Below are 17,758 nucleotides of genomic sequence, written 5' to 3'. Positions count from 1 at the left end.
TCTCCGGTGTGATTGCGTGCCGGAGTGTTTAAGAGCCTGCGGGCATGAGATCTACATGCTCGGCCCAATCCAGGCTGATGCCCATGGAGGCTAGCCAAGCCATTGGATCGTCGCTGTGGCGGGTAATGCCCTCTACGGCTGCCAGGGTGGCGTCGATGGCGCGCTCGGCCTCGTCGGCACTGATCAGGCCTTCGCTGGTGGCAGCGGCGAGCTCATCAATATCCATCACCTTCACGGGCTCGCCGCACACGCTTACCAGGTCTACATACAGATCGCGGGTGTGCCACACGCCTTCGGATTTAGAGATATCGGCGATATCGAAGTAGAAGTCCATGCGTGCATCCACACCATCGCGGAAGTGGAAGATATTGGCACGCAGGCCGAGGTCGGGCAGGAGCCAGGATTCGAGGTAACCAAAGCGTGGGTGATCTGCACCTCTGGCCATGTAGAGGCCAAACTCGGTTTCTTTGAAGGTATCAACCTGGCGCAGAAAACCTTTGGGGTCGGTGTTTAAAGACGCAGTCGTGTCAAAGGACTCGCTTTTTACCGGGTGCAGATCCACCATTTACATCACCACAAACGCTGCCGTGGTGGGGAAGTAGTTGCAAGGACCATCCTGGGTGCCCACGGTTCCCTCGAGCAAGGCCACCACGCGGCCGCGTCCGGTTTCGGCTTTGCCAGACACAGTGGATGGGCCTTGGGGGTTAATGCCGTGATCGCCAAGCTTGGTGGTGCCACCTTTGAGGGTGTCGATATTAAACCAGTGCACATTCATGTTCTGTTCGCCTGCAAGGGGGCGGGTGCCCAACGCGGTGAACACGAAGGTGGCTTCTCCCACACCGGGCTTGGGTGCGGGGATTGGTGCAGGGCCTGCCACGGCGATGGCGGTGCCGGTGGAATCGAACTTGCCGTCGATGCACTTGCCGGCTACCACCGGCCAGAAAAACTGGGTAAATACCGGTGCATTATCGGGCAGGAGGGTGTTGGACCTGCTGGGGCCTTCGTAGAAGCGGATGGCGGCGAGGAGCTGTTCGCGCTGCTGCTCGGGCAGCTTTTGGGCGAAGTCCTTGGCGGCGTCGAGCACTTCTTGCTTTGGCCGGCCCAGGTTGTCGATGGGCAAACCGAGATCCTCAACGGGAAATAGTGGGGCTGCCTGCACCACGGGTGCAGAGCCAAAGCCGAGGCTCAGCGCCATGGCGGCGGCAGCAAGCGCCTTTCGAGAAAGAAGGGTCACGGTGTGCCTTTCCTAGAAGTCAGGGTGTGAGTGTTGACAGGAGATTTTGAGAATTCTCTCGGCGTGTCTCCAACTCTTTAGTCACACAAGCGTACTCAAGTAACAATAGCCCCACGTTTGCGCATGTCAAGACGGGAAGCGCTGCAAGTTTCGCCAGATGAGTCAAAAACGCCACTACCAGGAAAATCACAGCATTGTTATCAATTCGTTACTTTTTGAGCAGCTTAGCAGTCCTTCGCGCCCTTGCCAATCAACTTAAGCATCACAACAAGTACGCCCAAGAAAAATTTGTGCAGAAACATATCTACAGTCAAGTAAGCGGCCTTGTTTTAGAAAACAAGGCCGCAATAATTAAAGCCCGAACTTCAAGGCAGCACTCCCTATAACCCCGCCACGTTAATTCGCTGGGGTGGAGCGTCGACAAGCTTCTGGCAAGCCCTAGTAGGAGACGAGAAAAGCACGATTTGGCCCCCGAACCTGCGCGGGAAAATTTGAGAAAAGGTGCACTTGTACCCACGGTGCAGTACTGTTGAAACGCTGTACACCTGCGCCCACGATCCATCGGGTGCAGCAGCTAAACCCCAGGAGATCTCCTTTGACCCGTCCAGAATTCCGCAATGTTGCCATCGTCGCGCACGTTGACCACGGCAAAACCACGCTTGTCGACGCAATGCTGCGTCAGTCCGGGGCATTCGATGCCCACGCAGAAGTCGTTGATCGTGTGATGGATTCCGGGGACCTGGAAAAGGAAAAGGGCATCACCATCCTGGCTAAGAACACCGCTATTCGACGCCAGGGCGCTGGCAAAGACGGCAACGATCTCGTGATCAACGTCATCGACACCCCCGGCCACGCCGACTTCGGTGGCGAGGTAGAACGCGCGCTTTCCATGGTCGATGGCGTGGTGCTGCTGATCGACGCATCCGAAGGTCCGCTGCCGCAAACCCGCTTCGTGCTTGGCAAGGCACTTGCTGCCAAAATGCCGGTGATCATCTTGGTCAACAAGACTGACCGCCCAGATGCCCGCATCGATGAAGTGGTGGAAGAAGCCCACGATCTCCTGCTCGAACTCGCTAGCGCCATTGATGATCCAGAGGCTGCCGAAGCTGCAGAAAACCTCCTCGATCTGCCCGTGCTCTATGCCTCCGGGCGCGAGGGCAAGGCCTCGACCGAGAACCCGGGCAATGGCAACGTGCCGGATGCAGAAGATCTGCAGGCACTGTTCGACGTGATCTACGACGTCATGCCCGAACCCACCGCCGATATCGATGGTCCGCTGCAGGCGCACGTGACCAACCTGGACTCCTCTTCCTTCCTGGGGCGCATCGGCTTGATCCGTGTGCACTCCGGCAGCGTGAAAAAGGGCCAGCAGGTTGCCTGGATTCACTATGACGAAGAGGGCAATCAGCACACCAAGACCGCCAAGATTGCAGAGCTGCTGCGCACCGTTGGCGTGACCCGCGTTCCTGCCGATGAGGTTGTAGCAGGCGATATTGCCGCTATTTCCGGCATTGACAATGTGATGATCGGCGATACCCTCGCAGATCCCGAGCACCCCAACCCGCTGCCGCGCATCACCGTCGATGAGCCAGCGATCTCCATGACCATCGGCGTGAACACCTCGCCGCTGGCTGGCCGCGGTGGTGGCGATAAGCTCACCGCACGCATGGTCAAGGCTCGCCTTGATCAAGAGCTCATCGGTAACGTGTCCCTGCGCGTGCTGCCCACCGAGCGCCCCGATGCCTGGGAAGTTCAAGGCCGTGGCGAGATGGCGTTGTCGGTGTTGGTAGAAACGATGCGCCGCGAAGGCTTCGAACTTACCGTGGGCAAGCCACAGGTAGTGACCCAGGAAATCGACGGCAAGCTCTATGAGCCCTATGAGCACATGGTGATCGACGTGCCCAGCGAATACCAGGGTGCTGTGACGCAGTTGATGGCTTCGCGCAAGGGACAGATGGTGGCCATGGACAACATCTCCGATGATTGGGTGCGCATGGAATTTAAGGTTCCTGCCCGCGGCCTGATCGGCTTCCGCACCACGTTCATGACGGAAACCCGCGGCACCGGTATTGCCAACCACTACTCCGAAGGCCTTGAGCCTTGGGCTGGCGAGATTAAAGATCGCGCCACCGGCTCTTTGGTTGCAGACCGTTCCGGACAGATCACCGCCTATGCACTGATGCAATTGGCTGATCGCGGTTCCTTCTTTGTGGAGCCAGGCACCGAGGCTTATGAGGGCATGGTTGTGGGCGCCAATAACCGTGATGAGGATATGGATATCAACATCACGCGCGAAAAGAAGCTCACCAATATGCGCTCTGCTACCGCCGATGCCACCGTCACCTTGGCCAAGGCACGTTCGCTTTCTTTGGACGAGGCCATGGAGTTCTGTGGTCAAGATGAATGCGTTGAGGTAACCCCCGAGACGCTGCGCGTGCGCAAGGTGATCCTGAACGCTACCGAACGCGCCCGCGCCCGTTCGCGCGAAAAGGCACGCAATAAGTAGCAGCACCAACGCTGCTCAAAGCCCTAAAGGTTTTGAGCCTTGCGCTGCGCTAAAATCTATCTTCATGTCAATCAAGCACCGCACCAGCATCTTCGCTCTGGCGGCGGTGCTTGCTGCATGTTCGGCTAACCCCGGGCCTGCGCCGGTAGAACAAGCCAGGCCCAGCAAAGCGGTTGCCACCAGCACTACACAAACCCCCGATGAACCGGCGCGCTTAAGCGTTGGCATTGATCCCATCTATGCGGGGCTGAATCCGCACCTTTTGGCTGATGATTCGGAATTCGTGCGCACCTTAGCCCAGCTCGTGCTGCCAAGCACCTTTGTTGATGGGCAGATGAACAAGGATCTTCTAGAATCCGCCAAGCCCGTCACCCCTGCCGATGACACGGCCTTGACCATTCGTTATGACATCAACCCTGAGGCCCAATGGTCTGATGGCACCCCAATTACCGTCTCCGATTTTGAGTATCTGCGCAGTGGCGTAGCCCAAACGCCTGGCACACTCGATGCCGCACGCTACCGGGCCATTAGCGATATTCGTTCGGCCAATGGTGGCAGGACGGTCTTTGTGGATTTTGATCAGCCGATTGCTCATTGGCAGACAATGTTTTTAAACCTGCTGCCAAGCCATGTGCTCAAGGATGAATCTGGCTTTGATCAGGCGTTGCGGGAGGATATTCCCGCATCGGGTTGGCGCTTTTCGCTCAATAGCGTTGATCGCAGCCGCGGGGTGATTACCCTAAACCGCAATGATCGTTTCTGGGGAGCTAAGCCTGCTCAGGTAGAAACGCTGCAGTTTGTCGAGGTCCGCTCACTGCCTCAGGCAGCAGAGATGCTTCGTTCGGGCCAGTTGAGTTTTGTGGATATGACTCCCACCGAAGTCGCCACCGACACCTTCAAGCTCATCCCGGATACCCAGGTGCGTACCACGGTGTTGGATCGTAGGTTGCAGGTAACCGCCACCACCAAGCTCAATACTGAGCAGCGGGCAAGTCTGGCTTCGATGATCGAGCCTGCAACCCTGGCGCGTTTGGCCACCGGGCGCAGCACTGCCCTTGAGGTGGAGCAACCCCTTGAGGCCATTGAGCCTCAACCGGAGGCACTGCGATCTTTGGGCAGGCCCGTGGTGATCGGCGTTGATCCTTCCGATCCCGCCGCTTTGGCCGCCACCAGGGCGCTTGTCGACGTCCTACGCAACGCAGACATTCCTGCCACCATAGAAACCTCTGATACCACCGATCTTTTCCAAAACGCCCTGCCCGAAGGCGAACTCGATGCGCTCATTACTTGGACTCCTGCCATCGACCGCGATCAGTATCACTGTGACGGCGAGGTCGTAGCAGCCAACCTTTCCACCATGTGCGTACCGGAGGTAGAAGCCATCATTGATCAGGTAATTGCAGGGAAAGCCACGAGCGAGGATTTGGCTGCGGCCGCGAAAGAGCTTGAAGCAGCCGAGCATCTTAGTACCGTGATTGTGCGCGACGTGCGCCTGCAGGCTTTGGGCAGGGGTATCGTTGGGCCGAATCCCTCGCTGGAACGTTGGCCAGCCGGGTTATCTTCTTTAGCCGAATGGACCATAAACAAAGGACAATGATGCGCGACCTATTAGGAAAATCTGTGGTGGCAGTGCATGCACACCCCGATGATGAATCCATTTGGACCGGCGGCCTGCTGGCGCAATTAGCCGCCAGAGGTGCTGAAGTGACCGTCGTTACCTGCACCTTGGGTGAAGAAGGCGAAGTCATCGGCGAGCCCCTTCAAGGATTGGTGGCAGATGCTGCCGATCAACTCGGCGGTTTCCGCATCAGCGAATGGCGCGCGGCACTGCAAGCACTCGGCGTGCAAGGAGAGTTCTTAGGTGGCGCAGGCACCTGGCGCGATTCCGGCATGATCGGTGCGCCCTCAAATGAACATGAGCGGGCGTTTATTTCTTCAGGGCCTGCATCGGTGGAGGCACTGGTAGAAGTCTTTCGCAGGCTGCAGCCCGATCTGGTGATCACCTATGGGCCTGATGGGGGATATGGGCACCCAGATCATGTGCGCGCCCACCACATCACCCACGAAGCAGCCAAGGTAGTGCCAGTGCCACGCATCCTTTGGGCCGTTACCTCCCGCACCATGCTCAATCGTGGCCTCGCGGCCATCACGCAGATTCCGCACGGTTGGCGTGAAGCGTTACCGGGCGAGCTTGCCTGCGTCAATGACGTGGATATCACCGTTGCACTTGATCCACGAAGCTGGACGGCAAAACTCAACGGCATGAAGGCGCACGCGACTCAGTTGTGGATTGCCGATGGCACGACCTCTGCCACCAACCCCCACGCGGCAACGGCTCAGGTAGACGACCCAGAATTGGTGCCCGCGGTATTTGCGCTTTCTAACTTGATTGCCCAGCCGTTGTTGCGTGAAGAACACTATCGCCTTGGCGGCGGCACCCTTAGCGAAGCGCCCGCATCGAATGATCCAATGGAAGGACTCTAAGTGGCCGCCAAGGATCAACCCCACACAGATGAACATTCGGGCAAGCAGCAGGTGACAGGATCCAGGCGCGAGCGCCAGGCCTATGTGCACCAGGGTTTTAGTAAAACCGAGGCCGCATTCGGCCTGTTGTGGCTGTGCCTTGGCGCGCTGATTTCGGTGTTTTTAGAAGTGATTTACCTAGGCACCTGGATCGCTGGTGTGCCCGTGCCCTATACGGTGGTGATTGCGTTGCTGTTTAACCTGGTCTTAAGCAAAACCGCAATGCTTTGGGCGCCTGCATCGCCGTGGAAGTTTCTTCCGCTTGGGGTGTGGGTGCTGGGGTTCTTTTTATTCGTGTTGGCCACCGGTGGTGCAGGCGATACGGTATTAGTTCCAGGAATCCGCTCGATTTTATTACTTCTTGCTGGCATAGCCGGAGGCGTGTGGCCTATGCTGCGTGCGAAGTGACATAATAAGGCAGATTAAGCCAACTGTTTGGAATTTGGAGACTGTACTTTCAATGACGTACACAATCGCACAACCTTGCGTTGATGTCATGGATCGCTCTTGTGTAGAAGAGTGCCCCGTCGATTGCATCTATGAGGGCAAGCGTTCCCTCTATATCCACCCCGATGAGTGCGTCGACTGCGGTGCCTGCGAGCCCGCCTGCCCCGTCGAGGCCATCTTCTACGAAGACGATGTTCCCGATGAGTGGATCGACTACAACGACGCCAACGCCGCCTTCTTTGATGATCTCGGCTCTCCCGGTGGTGCCGCCAAGCTCGGCCCTCAAGAGTTCGACGCCCCGATGGTGGCCGAACTGCCACCCCAGGCCTAGCCGCCACACTCTTTCGCTGCAAAGGAGCCACCCGTGCGCACACCGTCGTCTTCGACGCTGCCTGATTTCCCCTGGAACTCTCTCGAACCAGCCAAGGCTCAGGCATCCCAACACCCAGACGGGTTAATCAACCTTTCTGTGGGTTCGCCTGTCGACGACGTAGCGCCCGGCATCCAGCTCGCGCTTGCAGAAGCTGGCGCCCCCGGTGGCTACCCGCAAACCATCGGCACACCCCAACTGCGCCAAGCCATCGTCGATTCCTTGGCGCGCCGCTACGGCATTGACCCCGCCCCGGCGGTGCTGCCGGTGATTGGCACCAAGGAAGCCATCGCGCTGTTGCCTTCCCTGCTCGGGGTTCGTGGCACCGTGATCATCCCCGAGGTCGCCTATCCCACCTACGAGGTGGCAGCGCTGCTTGCCGGCGCCACGCCGCTGCGGGCAAGCACCCCGCCTGCGGATGCAGAAGACGTCGATCTGATCTTTATTAATTCTCCTTCCAACCCAACCGGTGCAGTGGCAAACCACGAGCAACTGCGCGCCTGGGTGGATTACGCACGCGAACACGACGCCATCTTGGCCTCTGACGAGTGCTACCTGGGTTTGAGCTGGGAAGGCCAAGCCGCCTCCATTTTGGATCCAGCGGTTAGCGCAGGAGATTACGCCAACCTGCTCGCCATCCACTCCCTTTCTAAAACCTCCAACCTGGCTGCGTATCGCTCGGGCTTTTTCGCCGGCGATGCCGAGCTGATTGCCGAGCTCACCGAGGTACGCAAGCACGCCGGGTTGATGATGCCAGGGCCAATCCAGGCAGCCACCGTGGCAGCGCTTGAAGATGACGATCAAGAACAAGCCCAAAAGCTGCGCTACGCCAATCGACGCGCAGTGTTAATGCGCGCTTTGGTGGATGCGGGATTCCGCATCGAGCATTCAGAGGCAGGCCTGTATCTGTGGATCACCCGCGATGAGGATTGCTGGGACACAGTGCAGTGGTTTGCCGAGCGTGGCATCCTCGTTGCTCCCGGTGCCTTCTATGGTCCTGCCGGAGAGCGCTTCGTGCGCGTTGCGCTTACCGCCAGCTTGGAGCAGTGCGAACAGGTAGCGCAGCGGCTGAGCTAGACCTTGCTTAACCTGAAGGCTACTTGAGCGTAAGATAGCTCGGGTTAGCTCGTGCAATCAATAACAAGTGAGGGAGAAGGCGTGGCCAAATCGTCCACATTCGCCACCACGATTGTTCAATTCTTAAGGTTTGGCATCGTTGGTGGTTCCGGCGTGTTGGTCAACATGGCCGTTGTGGTGGTGATGAACAAGCTGATGCTGTGGTCAGCCGATATCGCCCCTTCCGATCCCTTTTACAACCTCTTTGGTACCGCCTTCCACATCCGCTGGTATCACGTCTTCCAAACCGTAGCCTTCTTGGTAGCTAATACCTGGAACTACCAGCTCAACCGCATGTGGACTTTTAAAACCACCGTGAGCCCGAAGTGGTGGAAAGGCTTTTTTGCCTTCCTTACCACCGGCCTATTGGCCTTCGGCGTAAGCCTGGTCATTGCCACGCTGCTGATGAACCCAGAATCGCCCATCGCCTTGCCAGATGATGTATTTGATAATTCCACTGGCTTCCGCACCAAGGTGTACTGGGCCAATATCATCTCCGTGCTTGCAGCAATGCCCATTAACTTCCTAATCAACCGCCTGTGGGCGTTTCGCCCCACCCGCATCGTGGTGGAACAACACCCGGTGCAACACCGCTAGAAAAACGTGAAAAAAAGACCTGCCCTAGGGAACAGGGCAGGTCTTTTGCTTGCTTGAAGCAGGCTTAGTTCTTGTGCAGTTCGGAGTTGAGCTCTACTGCCTGAGACTTCCACGGCACAGCCTCAATCGCGCCGTTGATGGAGTTACGGCGATACAGGATGTTGTTAGCACCGGAAAGCTCTGCCGCCTTGATGGTCTGGCCGTCTTCTAAGCCGAGCGCCTCGGATACAGCGCCGCGGGTGACCACCTTAGAACCGGCGGTGACGTACAGGCCGGCTTCGATCACGCAGTCGTCGCCAAGCGGGATGCCACAACCGGCGTTGGCGCCAAGCAAGCAGCGCTCGCCGATGGAAATGACGTGCTTGCCGCCACCAGAAAGCGTGCCCATGATGGAGGCGCCACCACCAATGTCGGAGCCATCGCCAACCACCACACCCGCAGAGATGCGGCCTTCTACCATGGAGCTGCCCAAGGTGCCGGCGTTGAAGTTGACAAAGCCCTCGTGCATCACGGTGGTGCCCTCTGCAAGGTGGGCGCCGAGGCGAACACGGTCAGCATCGCCAATGCGCACACCGGAGGGGATGACGTAGTCGATCATGCGGGGGAATTTGTCCATGCAAAAGACCGTCACAGGGCCGCGGCGCTGCAAGCGGGCGCGGGTTACCTCGAAGTGCTTCGGCGAACAAGGGCCAAAGTTGGTCCACACCACGTTATTGAGCAGGCCGAAAATGCCGTCGAGGTTGAGCCCGTGGGGCTTGACCAGACGGTGAGAAAGCAGGTGCAGGCGAAGATAAGCCTCGTAGGTATCCTCGGGCGCCTGATCCAAATCGGCGATGGTGGTGCGGATGACCTTGCGCTCTACGTGGCGATCACCATCGACCACAGCCAGGGCGCGGAAATCATCGGGGACGTCCTTGCCCTCAAGGAACTCGGTGCCGGAAGCATCGGCACCGCCGAGCTCGGGGTAGGGGAACCAGGCGTCAAGAACATCGCCATCAGAGGTAATTGTTGCTAAACCAATTGCGTGTGCAGAAGTCATGGTGTTGAAGTCTACCTTCCGCCTATTTCTTCGCGCCCTTGACCGCAAAGGACAACGCGATCAAGCCGCCGAAGATGACGACCACGGAGGTGACTTGGCCACGGGAGCCTTCGTCGAAAAGCATCATGATGATCAGCCCTGCAATCGCCGCAAGGGTAAGCCAGGTCAGCCAGGGGTAGCCCCACATACGAACCTTGGTCAGCTCACCGGCTTTTTCCATGATGGGGTGCAGCTTGAGGTAAGACAGCGCGATCATCACCCAGATCACCAGCAAGCAGCCGCCCACGGCGTTGAGCAGGAAGGACAGCAGCCCCGGAGGGTTCCAGTACTGCAGGCCAACGGAGAGGAAGGCGAAGAACATCGACAGCAGCACCGAAGAAATCGGCACGCCTTGCTTGTTGGTAGCGGCAAACACTCGTGGGGCGTCGCCGCGTTCTGCCAGCGAGTGCACCAAACGCGAGGTGGCATAAATCTGGGCGTTAAAGGCAGACAGCAGCGCGAGCACAATCACGGCCTCCATGAAGCCCACCACGCCGGGAAGATCAGCCATGGCCAGGATGCGGGTAAAGGGAGACTCTGCTGCTGAATCAGCGCCGCCGAGCTGGTCATAGGGCATGAGGAAGGTGATTACCAGCACCGAGCCCAAGTAGAACAGCGAGATACGCCAGATCACCGAACGCACGGCCACACCAATGGCCGTCTTGGGATCCTTGGACTCAGCAGCGGCGATGGTCACGATCTCAATGCCGCCGAAGGCGAAGGCCACAGCCAAAAGGCCGGCAGCCACACCAGAGACGCCATTGGGCATGAAGCCGTGATCGAGGAAGTTCTCAGTGCCGATGAAGTCGTGGCCTGGAAGCACACCGAAGATCAGCAGTGCGCCAACGATGAGGAAGAAGATAATGACGGCGACTTTGATAAAGGCGAACCAGAACTCAAACTCGCCAAAGCCGCGCACATTGGCCAGGTTGACCACGGCGAAAAACGCCACGCAGATCAGCGCGGGGATCCAAGGGGAGATGCCGAACCAGGAGGACATGATGGCTGCGGCGCCGGTCATTTCTGCGCCCATCACCATGGTGAGCATGAACCAGTAGAGCCAACCAAGCGAGAAGCCGGCCCAGTGGCCGAAGGCTTGTTCGCCGTAGATGGAAAAGGAGCCGGAGGCCGGACGCGCCGATGCCATTTCTCCGAGCATCTGCATGACAAAGACGACGATGGCGCCCGCGATGATATAAGCGATCAGCACCGCAGGGCCGGCAGCGGCGATGCCGACGCCGGTGCCAAGGAACAGGCCCGCGCCGATGGCGGAGCCAAGACCCATCATGGTCAGGTGGCGGGTTTTCAGGCCAGCACCGAGGGCGGTGTCTTGTGTTGTTTGGGACATAGCAAAAACAATAAGATATTTCCCTCACACAGGGAATTTCATGCAATGCAAATGGCCGCGAACACCGCCTGGTTGCCCCCGAATGTGGCAGGGGCGAGTGGCTTAAAGGTGGTGGGGTTGTTGATGAATCACTACTGGTTCCACACGGTCGGCAACGTGCGTGATCTGAACATTGCCAATGCCGCTGAGCGTCTCCGCGCGCACCAGCGCATCATCTTCCACCCGGTGCACCATCGTGGAAGGCTCAAGAATGAGATTGGAACCGATGGTGACATCATCGCCCAGGTCAATGCCTACAATTGCCGAACCCAAACCGATGGTGCAGCGCTTACCAATGCGGACCGCATTGCTGGCTTTATCCGAGACGATGGAGGCCGAAATGCCAAGATCAAAGCCTTCGTCTAAGACCGCGCCGGGGTAGAGGTGGCCTTCGATTCTTCCCGCGCCAAGGGTGCCGGCGTTATAGGCCACATAGCCCTCGCGGAGCACCTCAGTGCCCGGTGCAAGATATGCACCCAGCCGAACGCGCTCGGCCTCGGTGATCTGAATATCCGAAGGCACCACATAATCCACCATGCGCGGCAACTTGTCTATGCCATAGACGTGAATGAGGCCACGAGAGCGCAAGGCCACGCGAACATCTTCAAAGTTTTGAGCCAAACACGGGCCTTTATTCGTCCACACCACATTGGCAAGCAGCTCGAGGGCGCCTTCAATGTTGATCTCGTGGGGCTTGACCATGCGATGCGAAAGCAAGTGCAGGCGAAGGTACACATCGTGGGCGTCGATAGGCGGTAGATCAAGGTCCTCGATGGTGGTGCGCACGGCCACCTGTTCCACCATTCGATCCTCATCGATGCGAACCAAGTTCAGCATCTTGCGGGGCAAATCTTGAGCCCCAAGGCGAATGGTGCCGGTGGGTAAATCAAAGTGGTGGGATAACAATGGCGAGGGATACCAGGTGTCGAGCACCGTCCCATCCATTGCAATGTTGGCGATACCTACGGCCTGTGCGCCAAAAGAACTCATAATGATCCTCATTGTATCGCGCAGCCCTTTTGCCCACGGCCTGCAGGTCTAACAACCGCGGGAGCAGGCGAGCGCACCACCCTGGGCGCGCAGTCACACAAATGGGCTATACAGTGAAAGCATGCTGCAACTCGACGCTGACCCCATTGCTTTGACCTCCGCGCTAGTAGATATCCCTAGCCCCTCGCACGAAGAAGGCGCCATTGCCGATGCCATCGAGCAAGCACTGCGCGCGATAGACAATGTAGAGGTGCAAAGGATGAACCACACGCTGGTGGCTACTACCAGCCGTGGTTTGGGATCTCGCATCATCCTTGCAGGCCACATCGATACCGTGCCGCTTGCCGACAATGTGCCAGGCCATATCGAAAACGGCGTGTTGTATGGCTGCGGCAGCGTGGATATGAAATCGGGCATGGCCTGCTACCTTCACGCTTTTGCGACCTTGGCTAATCACCCTGATCTACGCCATGACCTGACCTTGGTGTGCTACGAAGCAGAAGAAGTAGCAGCCACCTTCAATGGCTTGGCACATCTGCAAGAAAGCCACCCGGAACTACTCCAAGGCGATCTGGCCTTGTTGGGTGAACCATCAGGCGCCATGATCGAAGCCGGCTGCCAAGGTTCCATTCGCCTCAAAGTGATCGCCGAAGGCACGCGCGCCCACGCCGCTCGCTCCTGGCTTGGGGATAACGCCATGCACAAACTCGCCCCCGTGATCAGCCGCATCGCAGCCTATGAGGCACGCGAGGTAGAAGTAGATGGATGCATGTACCACGAGGGCCTGAACATCGTGCACTGCGAATCGGGAGTAGCCACCAACACCATTCCCGATGAGGCGTGGATGTATGTGAACTTCCGCTTCGCGCCTGATCGCGACGTTGATGCTGCCATGGAGCACATGCTTGCAGTGCTCGACCTGCCAGAAGGTGTGCACTATGAAGTCTCTGATGCCGTGCCGGGGGCTCGGCCTGGGCTTGACCAGCCAGCGGCAGCAGACCTGCTCAAAGCAACCGGTGGGCAATTCCGCGCAAAATACGGCTGGACCGATGTGTCCCGCTTTGCCTCCTTAGGAGTTCCCGCGGTGAACTTTGGCCCAGGCGATCCCTCCTTTGCGCATAAAAAAGACGAGCAATGCCCCGTGGAGATGATTAGCGAGGTATCCGAGCAACTCCTGCAATACCTCACCGGTGGCGGCTCACACGAGTGATCACACCCTGCGCCGCTTGCTGGGCGCGTTATCTTCAGCCAGCTTTGCGACGTAGCGCCTGCTAACAGGCAAGGCTTTGAGCTTCAGGCAGCGTAAGTGGGGCACTAGCACTACACTCCCGAGTGATGCGGCTAACTGGCGCGCTCCTTGATCCAGCAGAGCTTGTTGCGCCGGGCTGGCCGCGCCGGGCTTGTTGCGCCGTGCCAACGGAGAAATCAACGGAGCGCACGCCACCTGGCTCAGGTAGCCGGGCACGGTAGCAGGGCCCGGGTAGCCCTCAGCCCTGCACCGCTAGCAGGCAGGGGCGTGCGGCAAAGCGGCCAACATTCCGCAGCCAGTGCCGCAGCCCGTGCCGCAGCCAGTGCCGCAGGATAGAAACGTTGAAGTAAACGATAGGAATTGAGACAGCAATGAATAACGATGATGCCCGCCGTACTCTGCTAGGACCGATGCTGGTTCGCGATAAGCATGCGGCGAAGGGGCAAAGCACTTATGATCAGCGCTTATTAGAACTTGGCGCAGATCACGACTGGTTGCACGCTGATCCTTGGCGTGTGTTGCGCATTCAAAGCGAGTTCGTGGCTGGTTTTGATGCGCTTGCAGAGCTGCCCCCGGCAGTGACGGTGTTTGGTTCTGCGCGAACGAAGCCCGAAGAGCCCTATTACGCACTAGGTGAGCAACTTGGTGCAGCTATTACTAACGCAGGGTATGCGGTCATTACTGGTGGTGGCCCAGGTCTGATGGAGGCGACGAATAAGGGCGCGCTGGAAGCTGGCGGGCGTTCTATTGGCTTAGGTATTGAGCTGCCGCATGAGCAGGGCATTAATGACTATGTGGATATGGGCTTAAACTTCCGCTACTTCTTTGCCCGCAAAACCATGTTCTTGAAGTATTCGCAGGCTTTTGTGTGTTTGCCGGGCGGGCTTGGCACGCTTGACGAGCTCTTCGAGGTGCTGTGCATGGTGCAAACGGGCAAGGTGACCAACTATCCCATTGTGTTGCTTGGCACCAGCTTCTGGGAGCCGATGGTGCAGTGGCTCCAGCACACGTTGGTAGCAGAGGGCATGATTAGCGAAGGTGATATGGACCTGTTCTTAGTCACCGATTCGGTGGAGGATGCGGTGGCGCATATTCAGCGAGTGCATCAGCAAATGCCATTGTTTAGCTCAGATGCTCAATAGGCCGTGAGGGCGTCGCAGGTGCAAAGTTTTTACACCGATGGCTCTGGTTTGGCCACCGTCATGGCCATTATCAACCGCACACCGGACTCTTTTTATGATCAAGGCGCTACCGCGCAATTCGATGCAGCGCTGCAGCGCGCAGCAGATGTGATTGCACAGGGTGCTGGGATCGTCGATATTGGCGGGGTCAAAGCCGGCCCTGGGCAGTATGTGGGCGCGGAGGAAGAAATTGATCGCGTCGTGCCTTTGATCCAGGCGGTGCACGAGCGTTTTCCTAAGCTGCACATCTCTGTGGATACTTGGCGCTCTGAGGTAGCCGCTGCTGCCATTGCCGCGGGTGCGGATTTGGTCAATGACACCTGGGCTGGCCACGACCCTGAATTAGTGGAGGTAGCAGGCCAATTCCGCGTGGGTTATGTGTGCTCTCATACTGGTGGGGTGCAGCCGAGAACCAGGCCGTATCGCGTGCACTTCGACGATGTCGTTGCTGATGTGATCAGTGAAACCACTGCGTTGGCCGAAAAGGCGGTGGCCTGTGGTGTGCCTGAGCAAAAGATTTTGATTGATCCCACCCACGACTTTGGCAAGAACACCTTCCATGGCCTTGAGCTTTTGCGCCGGATTGATGAGGTCGTGGCTACCGGTCTGCCGGTGCTCATGGCGTTATCCAATAAGGATTTTGTGGGTGAAACACTCGATCGTGGCGTGGGCGATCGCGTCGCTGGCACCCTTGCTTGCACGAGTTTTGCAGCCGCCAGGGGAGTGGCTGCGTTTCGTGCCCATGAGGTGGCAGAAACCCTCGATACCATTCGGATGACTGCCGCTATTCAAGGCAAGATGGCTGCCTTGGCCACCACGAGGGGGTTGGCATGATTTCGGTGGTGATCCCCGCGCTGAATGAGCAAGATACGGTTGCCGATGTCGTTGCGCTCGCGCTTCGTTCACCGGCGCAAGAAGTGATCGTGATCGATGCTGATTCCACTGATGCCACCGCGCAGCGAGCCGCGGATGCGGGTGCTCGCGTGGTTAATTGGCGCGATGCGCACCCGTTGCCGCCTCAGAAGGGCAAGGGGGAATCCTTGTGGCGCGGTGTGCAGGTAGCCCGTGGTGATGTGGTGGTGTTTTTAGATGCCGATTTATCACAGGTGCACCCTGAGATCGTGTCGATGTTGGCGCAACCTTTTGCCGATCCGAAGGTGCAGTTGGTTAAGGCGAATTATGCAAGGCCGATGGCTGATGGCACGGAAGGCGGCAGGGTTACGGCACTGCTTGCACGGCCTTTGCTTGGCCTTTGTGTGCCGGAATTGGCCCATGTGCGCCAGCCGCTTGGGGGCGAATATGCCATCCGTAGAGACGTAGCCTTAGATCTTTGTTTTGTAAGCGATTATGGCGTTGAGGTTGCTTTGCTTATCGACGTAGCCCGCGCCTTTGGCCCAGAGGCCATCGTGGAGGTCGAAGCTGGGGTTCGTACTCACCGCAACCGCAGTTTGCAGGAGTTGGAGCACACGGCCACGCAGGTTGCGGCGGCGATTTTGAGTCGTGCGGGCCACCCTGGCATATCCTTGGAGCAACGCGAGCCGGCGCGGGCGATCGAGCCGAATGAATGACAATAATTTTCGACCAAGCCGCCGGGGATTCTAGGAAGATAAAGGGAGCATCATGTTCGCAGTATTGCCGTGGATTATTGGGGCTATTGCCTTGGTCCTTGCAGGGATGCTGCTTGGGCGCGTGATCTTTTCTTTTTCTCAGGCCAAGCCGGATACTGCCCCAAATGATGCAGCTCAGCAGCATAATGCGCGGCTTGTATCCCGCGGAGATTTTGAGCAGATTCGCTTTACTCAAGTCGCTCGTGGCTACGATCCGCAGCAGGTAGATGCTGTGTTGGAGCAATTGATTGGCATGCTCAGGGAACCAAACTCTGCTTCGGGCGCTAAACTAGATGGAGCTGCACGATCGTATGAGGCGATCGTCGAATCCCCTTCGAGTGAGAAAGAACGGTGAACCACCTATGGCAGCGATGAAACCTCGTACCGGCAATGGTCCGATGGAAGCGGTTATCGAAAGCCGCAAGATTGTGATGCGTATCCCTACCGATGGCGGCGGACGCCTCGTGATTGAGTTGAACAAAGAAGAAGCCGCCGAGCTGGGCTCTTTGCTCACTGAGGTTGCTCAGGCTTAGCGCCTTTTTCACTTTTTAGCTATCCCAAGGAGAGTGTGTGCTTTCGCACGTTATTGACGTCCTCGCCGACCCCATCGACGGTTCTGTTTTAGAGCTTGTCGACGAAGGATCGAGGGTGGTTTCAGCATCTGGCCATAGTTACGATGTAGCCCGCCAGGGCTATGTCACCCTCGCCGGCGGCGCCGGGCTTCGCTATTCAGGCGATAGCACCGAGATGATCAAGGCGCGTGAGACCTTCCTTTCCAATGGGCATTTCGCCCCCTTCGTTGAGTCAGTCACGCAGGCAGTACAGGAAGTCATTGATGATGCCGAGGTGCCAGAAGAAGTAGACCCCGCGATCTGCGAGGTTGGTGCCGGCACTGGCTATTACCTCTCTCATATTTTGGATTCCATCCACGGTGCTCGCGGCGTAGGCCTCGATGTATCGGTGCCTGCCGCCAAGCTGCTGGCAAAGTGCCACCCCCGCGTTGGTGCAGTGGTGGCCGATGCGTGGAATCGTCTGCCCATCGCAGATGCTTCCCTGGATGCCATTGCCGTGGTGTTTGCGCCGCGTAATGCCGCTGAGTTTGCTCGCGTGCTCAAGCCGAAGGGCGAGGTAGTCGTGCTTACCGCCGATGCTGGCCACTTGGCTGAGCTGCGTGAGCCCTTGGGCATTATCGACGTTGAGCGTGGCAAGGTCGATCGCATGATCCAGCAGGCCTCTGGCCACCTGGAACCGGTAGGTCCTTCCCAGCCGGTGGAATTCACCATGAAGCTCAACCAGGAGTCCATCGCCACCCAGATTGGTATGAGCCCCTCTGCACGCCATATCCACCCCGATGTGTTGGCAGAAAGGATTGCCGATCTGCCCACCACCATGGACGTCAGCGCCAAGGCGATGGTGACTCGCCTTCGCAAGATTGCTTAAAACACGAAAAAACGGCGCCTTGTTAGGCGCCGT

Annotated in this window: 19 protein-coding genes; 14 read left to right on the top strand and 5 right to left on the bottom strand. The window is 58.0% G+C overall.

Annotated elements, in window-relative coordinates:
• Positions 1–28: 28 nt before the first annotated feature.
• On the bottom strand, positions 29–565 hold the full coding sequence (locus CPPEL_RS07170) for a ribonuclease FAU-1 family protein (RefSeq protein WP_123960475.1): 537 nt from the start codon (positions 563–565) through the stop codon (positions 29–31).
• On the bottom strand, positions 566–1,234 hold the full coding sequence (locus CPPEL_RS07165) for an Rv1157c family protein (RefSeq protein ID WP_245990414.1): 669 nt from the start codon (positions 1,232–1,234) through the stop codon (positions 566–568).
• A gap of 595 nt (positions 1,235–1,829) precedes the next feature.
• Here CPPEL_RS07165 and typA point away from each other — a divergent pair.
• The 7 genes from typA (at position 1,830) to CPPEL_RS07130 (ending at position 8,793) form a co-directional block, all read left to right on the top strand.
• A complete protein-coding gene (gene typA, locus CPPEL_RS07160; protein WP_123960474.1) occupies positions 1,830–3,740 on the top strand; it encodes a translational GTPase TypA in 1,911 nt (636 codons plus the stop codon).
• Between the two features lie 64 nt (positions 3,741–3,804).
• On the top strand, positions 3,805–5,337 hold the full coding sequence (locus CPPEL_RS07155; protein ID WP_123960473.1) for an ABC transporter family substrate-binding protein: 1,533 nt from the start codon (positions 3,805–3,807) through the stop codon (positions 5,335–5,337).
• Positions 5,337–6,224: an N-acetyl-1-D-myo-inositol-2-amino-2-deoxy-alpha-D-glucopyranoside deacetylase gene (mshB, locus tag CPPEL_RS07150; RefSeq protein WP_123961275.1), complete on the top strand. Its 888-nt coding sequence runs from the start codon at positions 5,337–5,339 to the stop codon at positions 6,222–6,224. The genes CPPEL_RS07155 and mshB overlap by 1 nt, the downstream gene beginning before the upstream one ends.
• Before the next feature lie 51 nt (positions 6,225–6,275).
• Positions 6,276–6,671, top strand: a complete 396-nt coding sequence (locus tag CPPEL_RS07145) for a hypothetical protein (protein WP_123961274.1) — start codon at positions 6,276–6,278, stop codon at positions 6,669–6,671.
• 52 nt (positions 6,672–6,723) lie between these two features.
• Complete coding sequence (gene fdxA / locus CPPEL_RS07140) at positions 6,724–7,041, top strand: ferredoxin (RefSeq protein ID WP_123960472.1); 318 nt, start codon at positions 6,724–6,726, stop codon at positions 7,039–7,041.
• A 33-nt stretch (positions 7,042–7,074) separates the two neighbouring features.
• Positions 7,075–8,157: a succinyldiaminopimelate transaminase gene (dapC, locus tag CPPEL_RS07135; RefSeq protein WP_123960471.1), complete on the top strand. Its 1,083-nt coding sequence runs from the start codon at positions 7,075–7,077 to the stop codon at positions 8,155–8,157.
• Between the two features lie 81 nt (positions 8,158–8,238).
• On the top strand, positions 8,239–8,793 hold the full coding sequence (locus CPPEL_RS07130) for a GtrA family protein (protein WP_123960470.1): 555 nt from the start codon (positions 8,239–8,241) through the stop codon (positions 8,791–8,793).
• Positions 8,794–8,857: 64 nt separating this feature from the next.
• On the opposite strand, the gene dapD is transcribed toward CPPEL_RS07130, so the two are convergent.
• The 3 genes from dapD to CPPEL_RS07115 form a co-directional block, all read right to left on the bottom strand.
• A complete protein-coding gene (dapD, locus tag CPPEL_RS07125; RefSeq protein WP_123960469.1) occupies positions 8,858–9,832 on the bottom strand; it encodes a 2,3,4,5-tetrahydropyridine-2,6-dicarboxylate N-succinyltransferase in 975 nt (324 codons plus the stop codon).
• A gap of 22 nt (positions 9,833–9,854) precedes the next feature.
• Positions 9,855–11,219: an amino acid permease gene (locus CPPEL_RS07120; RefSeq protein WP_123960468.1), complete on the bottom strand. Its 1,365-nt coding sequence runs from the start codon at positions 11,217–11,219 to the stop codon at positions 9,855–9,857.
• A gap of 102 nt (positions 11,220–11,321) precedes the next feature.
• Positions 11,322–12,248 (bottom strand): DapH/DapD/GlmU-related protein, encoded by a 927-nt coding sequence (locus tag CPPEL_RS07115; RefSeq protein ID WP_123960467.1) that lies wholly within the window; start codon positions 12,246–12,248, stop codon positions 11,322–11,324.
• A 121-nt stretch (positions 12,249–12,369) separates the two neighbouring features.
• Between CPPEL_RS07115 and dapE the strand changes: the two genes are divergently transcribed.
• From dapE to CPPEL_RS07080, 7 genes are all read left to right on the top strand, one after another.
• A complete protein-coding gene (gene dapE, locus CPPEL_RS07110) occupies positions 12,370–13,458 on the top strand; it encodes a succinyl-diaminopimelate desuccinylase (RefSeq protein WP_123960466.1) in 1,089 nt (362 codons plus the stop codon).
• A gap of 410 nt (positions 13,459–13,868) precedes the next feature.
• Entirely contained in the window at positions 13,869–14,639 is a 771-nt protein-coding gene (locus CPPEL_RS07105; RefSeq protein ID WP_123960465.1) for an LOG family protein, read from the top strand.
• 60 nt (positions 14,640–14,699) lie between these two features.
• Entirely contained in the window at positions 14,700–15,512 is an 813-nt protein-coding gene (gene folP, locus CPPEL_RS07100; RefSeq protein ID WP_123961273.1) for a dihydropteroate synthase, read from the top strand.
• Positions 15,509–16,246 (top strand): glucosyl-3-phosphoglycerate synthase, encoded by a 738-nt coding sequence (locus CPPEL_RS07095; RefSeq protein WP_123960464.1) that lies wholly within the window; start codon positions 15,509–15,511, stop codon positions 16,244–16,246. The genes folP and CPPEL_RS07095 overlap by 4 nt, the downstream gene beginning before the upstream one ends.
• 52 nt (positions 16,247–16,298) lie before the next feature.
• Complete coding sequence (locus CPPEL_RS07090) at positions 16,299–16,640, top strand: DivIVA domain-containing protein (protein ID WP_123960463.1); 342 nt, start codon at positions 16,299–16,301, stop codon at positions 16,638–16,640.
• A 7-nt stretch (positions 16,641–16,647) separates the two neighbouring features.
• Positions 16,648–16,818 carry a DUF3117 domain-containing protein gene (locus tag CPPEL_RS07085; RefSeq protein WP_123960462.1) on the top strand — a complete coding sequence of 57 codons (171 nt, stop codon included), beginning with the start codon at positions 16,648–16,650 and terminating at the stop codon, positions 16,816–16,818.
• 37 nt (positions 16,819–16,855) lie between these two features.
• Entirely contained in the window at positions 16,856–17,725 is an 870-nt protein-coding gene (locus CPPEL_RS07080; protein ID WP_123960461.1) for a methyltransferase domain-containing protein, read from the top strand.
• The last annotated feature ends 33 nt before the right edge of the window (positions 17,726–17,758 follow it).

Origin of the sequence: Corynebacterium pseudopelargi (genome assembly GCF_003814005.1) — a bacterium.
Classification (GTDB): Bacteria; Actinomycetota; Actinomycetes; order Mycobacteriales; family Mycobacteriaceae; genus Corynebacterium; species Corynebacterium pseudopelargi.
The sequence above is the reverse complement of the archived record's forward strand: the minus strand, read 5'-3'. Positions and strand labels throughout refer to the sequence as shown.

Bases quoted from the DNA above. Each gene is read 5' to 3' on its own strand.
- CPPEL_RS07170 (WP_123960475.1), bottom strand. From the start codon at position 565: ATGGTGGATCTGCACCCGGTAAAAAGCGAGTCCTTTGACACGACTGCG.
- dapE (WP_123960466.1), top strand. From the start codon at position 12,370: ATGCTGCAACTCGACGCTGACCCCATTGCTTTGACCTCCGCGCTAGTA.
- CPPEL_RS07115 (WP_123960467.1), bottom strand. From the start codon at position 12,248: ATGAGTTCTTTTGGCGCACAGGCCGTAGGTATCGCCAACATTGCAATG.
- CPPEL_RS07090 (WP_123960463.1), top strand. From the start codon at position 16,299: ATGTTCGCAGTATTGCCGTGGATTATTGGGGCTATTGCCTTGGTCCTT.
- dapD (WP_123960469.1), bottom strand. From the start codon at position 9,832: ATGACTTCTGCACACGCAATTGGTTTAGCAACAATTACCTCTGATGGC.
- CPPEL_RS07095 (WP_123960464.1), top strand. From the start codon at position 15,509: ATGATTTCGGTGGTGATCCCCGCGCTGAATGAGCAAGATACGGTTGCC.
- fdxA (WP_123960472.1), top strand. From the start codon at position 6,724: ATGACGTACACAATCGCACAACCTTGCGTTGATGTCATGGATCGCTCT.
- CPPEL_RS07120 (WP_123960468.1), bottom strand. From the start codon at position 11,219: ATGTCCCAAACAACACAAGACACCGCCCTCGGTGCTGGCCTGAAAACC.
- folP (WP_123961273.1), top strand. From the start codon at position 14,700: ATGGCCATTATCAACCGCACACCGGACTCTTTTTATGATCAAGGCGCT.
- CPPEL_RS07155 (WP_123960473.1), top strand. From the start codon at position 3,805: ATGTCAATCAAGCACCGCACCAGCATCTTCGCTCTGGCGGCGGTGCTT.
- CPPEL_RS07105 (WP_123960465.1), top strand. From the start codon at position 13,869: ATGAATAACGATGATGCCCGCCGTACTCTGCTAGGACCGATGCTGGTT.
- mshB (WP_123961275.1), top strand. From the start codon at position 5,337: ATGCGCGACCTATTAGGAAAATCTGTGGTGGCAGTGCATGCACACCCC.
- CPPEL_RS07085 (WP_123960462.1), top strand. From the start codon at position 16,648: ATGGCAGCGATGAAACCTCGTACCGGCAATGGTCCGATGGAAGCGGTT.